The organism is Candidatus Cyanaurora vandensis (assembly GCF_013285555.1).
GTDB classification, from domain to species: domain Bacteria; phylum Cyanobacteriota; class Cyanobacteriia; order Gloeobacterales; family Anthocerotibacteraceae; genus Cyanaurora; species Cyanaurora vandensis.
Map to the genome: position 1 here is coordinate 1 of NZ_JAAXLT010000011.1, position 7253 is coordinate 7253.

Annotated in this window: 6 protein-coding genes and 1 pseudogene; 4 read left to right on the forward strand and 3 right to left on the reverse strand. The window is 54.0% G+C overall.

The features are described from left to right. Together HFM78_RS00680 and HFM78_RS00685 are read right to left on the reverse strand one after the other, a co-directional pair. Positions 1-723 (reverse strand): metal ABC transporter solute-binding protein, Zn/Mn family (locus tag HFM78_RS00680; protein WP_287127488.1); only part of this gene is annotated, 723 nt, incomplete at its 3' end. A gap of 12 nt (positions 724-735) precedes the next feature. Then, positions 736-1869: a M28 family metallopeptidase gene (locus HFM78_RS00685; protein ID WP_287127489.1), complete on the reverse strand. Its 1134-nt coding sequence runs from the start codon at positions 1867-1869 to the stop codon at positions 736-738. 326 nt (positions 1870-2195) lie between these two features. Here HFM78_RS00685 and HFM78_RS00690 point away from each other — a divergent pair, with 326 nt between their 5' ends. Together HFM78_RS00690 and HFM78_RS00695 are read left to right on the forward strand one after the other, a co-directional pair. Next, positions 2196-2717: an NAD(P)H-quinone oxidoreductase subunit J gene (locus tag HFM78_RS00690; RefSeq protein WP_287127490.1), complete on the forward strand. Its 522-nt coding sequence runs from the start codon at positions 2196-2198 to the stop codon at positions 2715-2717. 9 nt (positions 2718-2726) lie between these two features. Next, on the forward strand, positions 2727-4190 hold the full coding sequence (locus HFM78_RS00695; protein ID WP_287127491.1) for a leucyl aminopeptidase: 1464 nt from the start codon (positions 2727-2729) through the stop codon (positions 4188-4190). Between the two features lie 16 nt (positions 4191-4206). On the opposite strand, the gene HFM78_RS00700 is transcribed toward HFM78_RS00695, so the two are convergent. Beyond that, on the reverse strand, positions 4207-5757 hold the full coding sequence (locus tag HFM78_RS00700; protein ID WP_287127492.1) for an ATP-binding protein: 1551 nt from the start codon (positions 5755-5757) through the stop codon (positions 4207-4209). A 134-nt stretch (positions 5758-5891) separates the two neighbouring features. On the opposite strand from HFM78_RS00700, the pseudogene HFM78_RS00705 reads away from it, so the two are divergent. Together HFM78_RS00705 and HFM78_RS00710 are read left to right on the forward strand one after the other, a co-directional pair. Continuing rightward, positions 5892-6899: pseudogene (locus HFM78_RS00705) on the forward strand (transposase). Positions 6900-6952: 53 nt separating this feature from the next. Further along, positions 6953-7253: helix-turn-helix domain-containing protein (locus HFM78_RS00710; RefSeq protein ID WP_287127493.1), on the forward strand; the 301-nt coding region annotated here is incomplete at its 3' end.

The following is a 7253-nucleotide window of genomic DNA, read 5'->3' on the forward strand; positions in this document are numbered from 1 at the left end:
GAGGACTTGGAGAATCCGGCTATCAAGTCCCGGCGTACTTAGCATCATCGAGACTTGGTAACGACGGACCGCGACGATGGTTGCTTGGACATTGCGGGGGCTCAGGAGTGCGCCGGTCACGGGTTGGATCACAGTCTGTTGCAGTTGGTACCGCTGGGCGAGGTAGGCGAAACCGTTGTGTAGAGCCACGAATTGCCGCCGTTTCAGGGGGGTGAGTACCCGCTGATAACGCACATCAAGGGCGACTAACTGTTGTAGTAAACCCTGGGCATTGGCCCAATACTCTCCCCGATGGCTGGGGTCGGCAGCACTCAACCCGTCGCGGATGTTGCGGACCTGTTGTTGGGCGCGGTGGGGGTCGAGCCAGATGTGGGGATTGGGGTGGTCGGGGTCAGCTTCCTCCGGCAGGAGGGACACGCCCCGGCTAGTATCCACCCGCCGTAACCCGGGATTCCCATTGCGGAGGAGGGGTTCAAGGAAAGCTTCGAGTCCTAGACCATTCTGGATGAGGAGTTGGGCTTGTTTAATCTTGTCGACATCGCGGGGACGGGCTTGGTAGTCATGGACCTCAGTGCCGGGGGCAACCAACAGTTGCACCTCAGCCTGCTTACCTGCAACTACGGTAGTGAACTCGTACAGGGGAGCAATCGTGACCAGGACGCGCAAGGGCTGGGCTTCCACCGCAATCCCCCACCAAACTAGAACTAGAACCCACCAGCGCATAGTCACTCCCGGTTACTGAATCAATGGCTTAACCACAGCTAAACCCGCTTGGACGGTATGTTCCAATAAATCCGCATCCACCGTCCGGTCCTGAGGACTGTGGTAGTTCGGTTCCTGACCCCGATAAAAGAACAACGCCGGGACCCCCGCCCGCCGGAAACTCCCATGGTCACTCAAGCCCGTGTCCTTAAAAGATTTCGCTCCTGGCACTGTTTGTCGGGCGAGGGCGACGAGGTTTTCAGACCCACCCACAAGGAGTTGGGCATTGACCCCGACCATATCGAAATTGAGCATCCCTCTGAGGTCTTTGAGGAAGGGCTGGCCCGCCTGTTTGACGAAATGGGCTGACCCCCGTAACCCGTCCTCCTCCCCATCAAAGGCCACAAACCAGACCGGAGTTCCCTGCAGACGACGGGCCAGTTCTAGTAAGACCGCACTCCCCGAGGCATTGTCATTGGCCCCGGGGCTACCGGGTACCGCGTCGTAATGGGCACCGAGCAAGACCTTGGGCCGCGTCACCCCGGCAGGATAGGCCAGGATGTTGCGGCCTGTGATGGTCTTCTCTTCGGCTTGAAGTTTGAGTCGCGCGGTTGGTTGGGGATTCTCCAGGAGTCGTTGTCCGAGCTTGCCCGATAGACCCAGCACCGGAATCCCGACTTTTTCACCCAGGGTTGCGCCCACTAAAGCTTCCGGGCGGTCATTGACCACGACGAGTGCGACGGCTCCCGCCCGTTCAGCGTTACGGGCCTTCGCTAAAAAGCGCAACTCCCCGCGCCGTACCACCGCAATTGCACCTTTAGCCCGGCTGAATTCCTCGGGCCGCCCCACACCTGCAATGGGGACCAAGGGCGCGTTGACCTCCCCTTGGGCTGAACCAACCAAAGCCGCCCCCGACAATAACTCCTCGCCCACGGTCAATGTCGAGCCGCTGTCTACAAATTTGGAATAGGTAAAGGTCTGGATCTGGGTCTGGTAGCCCGCCTGCTGGTAAGCCTTGACCAGATAATCCCCCGCCCGTTGGTTCGCCGGACTCCCCCCGACCCGTGGCCCCAGATTAACGAGAGCTTGGACATCGGCGGAGGTTTCAATAGCTTGAACAGGCAAGATCCAAGCCGCCAACAACAGGACAAAAGGAAAGGCAAACATCAGATGGGTGGAGCGCGATTCCTTAACCATAGCTATCCCCACCGGACCACCGCCATGACTAGCTGATACACTAACTCGTTGGTATCTATTGAATGATGGCAGCACTAATGGTGTGGCGCGTGAGAACACCTACAACATAATTTCTTCCCAGCGTGGTCCTCGTCCAACCAGCAAAGAAAACCCTCCACAACCCAAGGCCGACGGTTTTTATTGTGAGTTGGGCAAGAACGCTGAGCAAAGAGTAGGTCGTCCCGAGTTCCAGCAGGTCGTTCCGAGTTCAGAGCATGGACAGGGGATAAGCTAGGTAAAGACTGTTGGAGATACCCGTGAGTGAAGAAGCAGGGGCACCGACTGAAGCCGTTGCGGTCGTCGAACCCGGTCCAGTAACCAAAGACCTCCAGGCCCAAGGCTTCGCCGTCACCTTCGAGGGCTATGACCATTTAAGAATTGAAATCGTCCAGGTCCCCGCTGCGGAATTACTCCTGGTGAGCCGTGCCCTCTACGACACGGGTTTCAACTACCTGCGCTGCCAGTGTGCCTACGACAGTGCTCCCGGTGGGGATCTCGTCAGTGTCTATGACTTGACCCAGCTACAAGACCGGGCCTCACGCCCCCCCGAAGTACGCCTCAAAGTCTACCTACCCCGCCAAAATCCAGTTGTGCCCTCGGTGTACTGGATCTGGCGCACGGCAGACTACCAAGAGCGTGAGTCCTACGATATGTACGGGATCATCTATGAGGGGCATCCCAACCTCAAACGCATCCTCATGAACGAAGATTGGGTCGGCTGGCCCCTGCGTAAGGACTACATCAGCCCGGACTTTTACGAACTACAAGACGCTTACTAGGAGGTCCACGTGGAATTTGCCATTGAGAACCAGCCCCTGCTTGCTTACCAGGGCGACGGCTTGGCAGTCGGTATTTTTGAGGGCGAGGGGCTGACGAAACTAGCCCAACTGGATGAGAAACTCGACGGTCAACTCAGCGAAATCGTCAGCGAAGAGCAGTTTAAGGGCAAAGTGGGCACCAAAGTCTCCCTCCGCACCGCACCGGGTTTCCCGGTCCGCAAAGTGATCCTCGTCGGTCTTGGTACCCAGGAGAAATACAACCTGGATGGGGCTAGACGCGCCGCTGCCGTCGCCGTACGGGCCGCTCAACAACTTAAATGTAAAACCCTGGGCTTCAGCCTTCCCGGACCCGACCCCGCTACGCTCCAAGCTGCCGTCGAAGGCTCAGCCTTGGCGGTCCATGAATTTAAAAAATTCAAATCCCAGCCCACCGAACCCGCCGAAACTCCCACCGCCCCCCCGACCATGACGCTGTTAGGCCAAGGGGCAGAAAACACGATTGCGCGGGGTCAAGCCGTCGCCGCCGGGACCCTCTTGGCCCGTGAACTTGTCTCCGCCCCCGCCAACTACGTCACCCCGAGCTACCTCGCCGAGCAAGCTCAAGAACTCACTACCTGGGGCCTTGATTGCCAGATCCTCGAACAGGCGGACTGTGCCGCCCTAGGCATGGGTGCTTATCTCGGGGTTGCTCAAGGTTCGGACTTGCCCCCCAAATTTATCCACCTGACCTACACCGGGGCGGGCGAGATTACCCGTCGCCTCGCCATTGTGGGTAAGGGCATCACATTTGACTCGGGCGGACTCTCCATCAAGTCTGCTAAGGGGATGGAACTGATGAAATTTGATATGGGCGGAGCCGCCGCTACCCTGGGTGCTGCCCGTGCCATTGCCGAACTCAAACCCGCTGGGGTCTTGGTTCACTTCATCGTGGCGGCGACGGAAAATATGCCCTCGGGTAAGGCCGTCCACCCCGGCGACATCCTCACCGCCAGTAATGGCAAGACCATTGAGGTCGACAATACTGACGCGGAAGGCCGTCTGACCCTAGCGGACAGTTTGGTTTATGCCGAGAAGTTAGAAGTGGATGCCATCGTGGACCTCGCAACCCTGACCGGAGCTTGCATGGTGGCCCTGGGTAACGATGTAGCCGGTCTTTTCAGCGAGGACCCCGCCCTCAGTAAGGAGATTGAGCAAGCGGCGGAGCTGGCGGGTGAAAAAGTGTGGCCCATGCCCATGGATGTCCCGTACTTCGATTCAATGAAGTCCCTAGTGGCGGACATGAAAAACATTGGTGGCCAGTACGGCGGAGCCATCACCGCTGCTTTGTTTTTGAAACAGTTCATCATCAAAACGCCCTGGCTGCACCTCGATATTGCGGGACCGGTCTGGAGTGAACGCCAGCATGGTTATATCAATAAAGGGGCGACGGGCTTTGGGGTGCGGACCCTGGTCAACTGGGTCCTTGGTCGCTAATGGTAAATACCGGGTCTTAGCTGGCCCGGTACAAATCTAGTACCGAGAGTAAGAGGGTCAGGTCCACGGGCTTGGTCAAGTAACGGTCAGCCCCAGCACTCAGAGCTTCTGCCTCAGCGATGGTATCTGTCAGGGCAATGGTGAAAAGATGGTCTAGGGTCCCTTGGGTCTTGAGCCAGCGGATTGGACTCAGCCCGTCTTGGTCAGGTCTGTGTAGGCCCAGCAAGACTAGTTCCACAGATTGCTGCATGACTTGAGTTTTGAAATCTTGGTCGTTATCCACCCAGGTAACTTCATAGCCTACAAACTTTAGACCATCAGCAAGATCTTGAGCATTGGCGGAGTAGTCTTCGACCAGAAGTACATGCCCGCGACGTTCCGGTTCGGCGGTGTCACTCACAATCGTCATATTACGGAGGGGCGTTGTGGGTAGTTCGAGGCTAAACCGTGCGCCTTCACCCAGGGCTGAGTCCACCCAAATCCGTCCGCCATGGAGTTGGGCCAGCTTCCAGGTAATAGATAACCCCAGACCCGTCCCCTGATTACGCAACTTGGCTGAACTTGTCACCTGAGTAAAAGGTTGGAATAGAAACTTTTGTTGTTCCTCAGCGATACCCACCCCGGTGTCCCAGACTAAGAAACGAATGTACTCAACCCCATGGTCACTCTGGTCTGGTTCGACGGTCAGGCCGATATAGCCATCTTCTGGGGTGAACTTGACGGCATTGGCGAGGAGATTGAGGAGCATTTGTTTGAGACGCAATTCATCGGCCAGGATACAGATAACGCGTTCATCAATATTTAAAATCACGGTCAAACGCTTAGTGAGCACTTGGGCCTCCACTAGACTTAGACACTGCTGACAGGCAGCCTGCACATCAGTCTCTTGGATATCGAGTTCTACTCGCTCAGCATTAATCTTAGAAACGTCCAGAATATTATTAACAAGCTGTAAAGAGTGTAAACCGCTCTCATGAATACTCTGGAGGTAGGTTTTTTGCTTGGGATTGACCTCTCCGTAGCTACCTTGCATCAAAACCTTAGACATGCCGAGGACTGTATTGAGGGGAGTCCTGAGTTCATGGCTTACATCCGCTAAAAACTCCAATTGACGGGCATTAGTTTGTTCTAGGTCCTGGATTCTTTGTTCCAGGTTCTTTTGATGTATCCTGAGTTCTGCCCCATGTAGAGCAAAACCCACTTGATGAGCCACTAATTCGAGGAAGTAATCCTGTTCACTCAGACACTCGTCCTGGTTTTTTAGCCGGGAATACAACGTCAGCATCCCGAACCCGGTCTCTTGATAGGTCAAGGGTAGGTAGTAAATCTTATGTTCGCTAGCTTTAAGGGAAGATAAGGTTGGTTCGCCTGGACTTGGGGTGTATTCAGCAATGGTACGGACCTGCCCGTTACTCCCTGGTAGACCGGAGATAACGCATCGCCATTTTAGGAACTGACCGAGACAGCGGACAGTGTATAGACAGATCTCCTCAGGTCGCCGGACGCGCTCTAGGTGTTTCTGAAGCTCTAGCACAACACTTGCAAGACCCGTGGGAGAAGCCGACATGGTGAAAAGGTGAGTTTGTGCGTTTATTGTAGACTACCCCATCCACAAGTGTTGAAAGTTAAGAAATAGGTATAAAAAAGCCAGTCTGAAGCGCAAATACTCCTAGACTGGCGACAAAGAATTTCTAACGACTCCTGCTACAATCTTTCCCAAACCTTGTCAAAGACTTCTTAGCTGACCTGTCGGCTACCGACTATCCTGTCCTCAACACACGTCTGTTTTTCTCCGGCTGGTTGGCCTACGCCATGGACAAAAGTGTAACCAGTATGCAGGACTTATTTAAACGCCTCAATAACACAGGGATTGAGGTGGATATCTCCACCTTTTCTAAAGCATCTAAACATAGAAGCAATGCTGACTTTATTAAAATCTATAAGAAAGTTCTTCAACAAGTCAAGCGTAATAAAGCCTTAGACGCTTACCCTATCTATCCGATTGACTCCACCATCATTACCTTAACCAGCAAATTGCTCTGAGCCTTGGGCTATTGTCAAGTTAAGCTGTTTACTTGTCTCAAGGCAAGCCGTGGCGAAACCGAGGGGTGCTTGCTTAGCGCGGCGGTACCGCCGCGCTGTTTTGGGGATGCCCACGCCTACACTAAAATTGAAAAAATGACAGCAGCCATCCCTGAAAACTGAGTAGGGGTCATGGACCGAGGCGTTGCAAGCCTTGAGTATCTTAAAGCCATGGGTCTGCAAAAAGGAGATAAGAAAAAGTATTATGTGGTACGACTAAACATGAATTATAAGCTTGAATATGGGGCTGGCAATCTCGTTAAAGTGGGCACGGGTAAGCATGCTGGCTGGTATCGAGTGATTAATTTTTGTGATATTTGTAAGCGTAGCGAGTATCGGCTAGTCACGAACTTACGGGAGAGAACAGCGGTAGCTGAGCCAGGGATTACGGACTTGGAAGTGATTCGGCAGCGTTGGTAAATAGAGTTGCTTTGGAAGTTTCTAAAGATGCACCTGAAGTTGGCCCAACTAATCACTAAGCACCCGGAGGGGATAGAGATACAAATCTACGTGAGCTTGATTGCGTACTTGGTACTTTAGCCTATCGAAATACTGACAATGTGGGGAGGAACGCTATTAGATAAACTGCGTTATTTGCAGGCTTGCACGTGTCAAGAAGTAAGCTAAGCAGGTAGGAGCACCAGATACTGTATACTTGTAGGGCTATGGAGGGTTAAATCATGCCGCGCTCTCGCACCATGCATCTCACCGCTGAAGAAGAAGAGACCCTTCGTCAAATGAAAGCTGACCCCGCTATGCCTAAACGCGCCCGGCAAAGGGCAGAGATTCTCCTGCTCAGTGCTCATCACATGTCGGTGGCTGACTTGGCAAAATATGTACTAGGCAGCACACAAACCGTATTAGATACTTTCCATCGTTGGTGGCAAGGGTGTCGCGGTGAGTTGCTGAATTGTGACCTGGAGGGCCATGGGGCATTCCCTACAATAGTTCTAGTGTCCCATGGGCGACTGTGTCCCACGC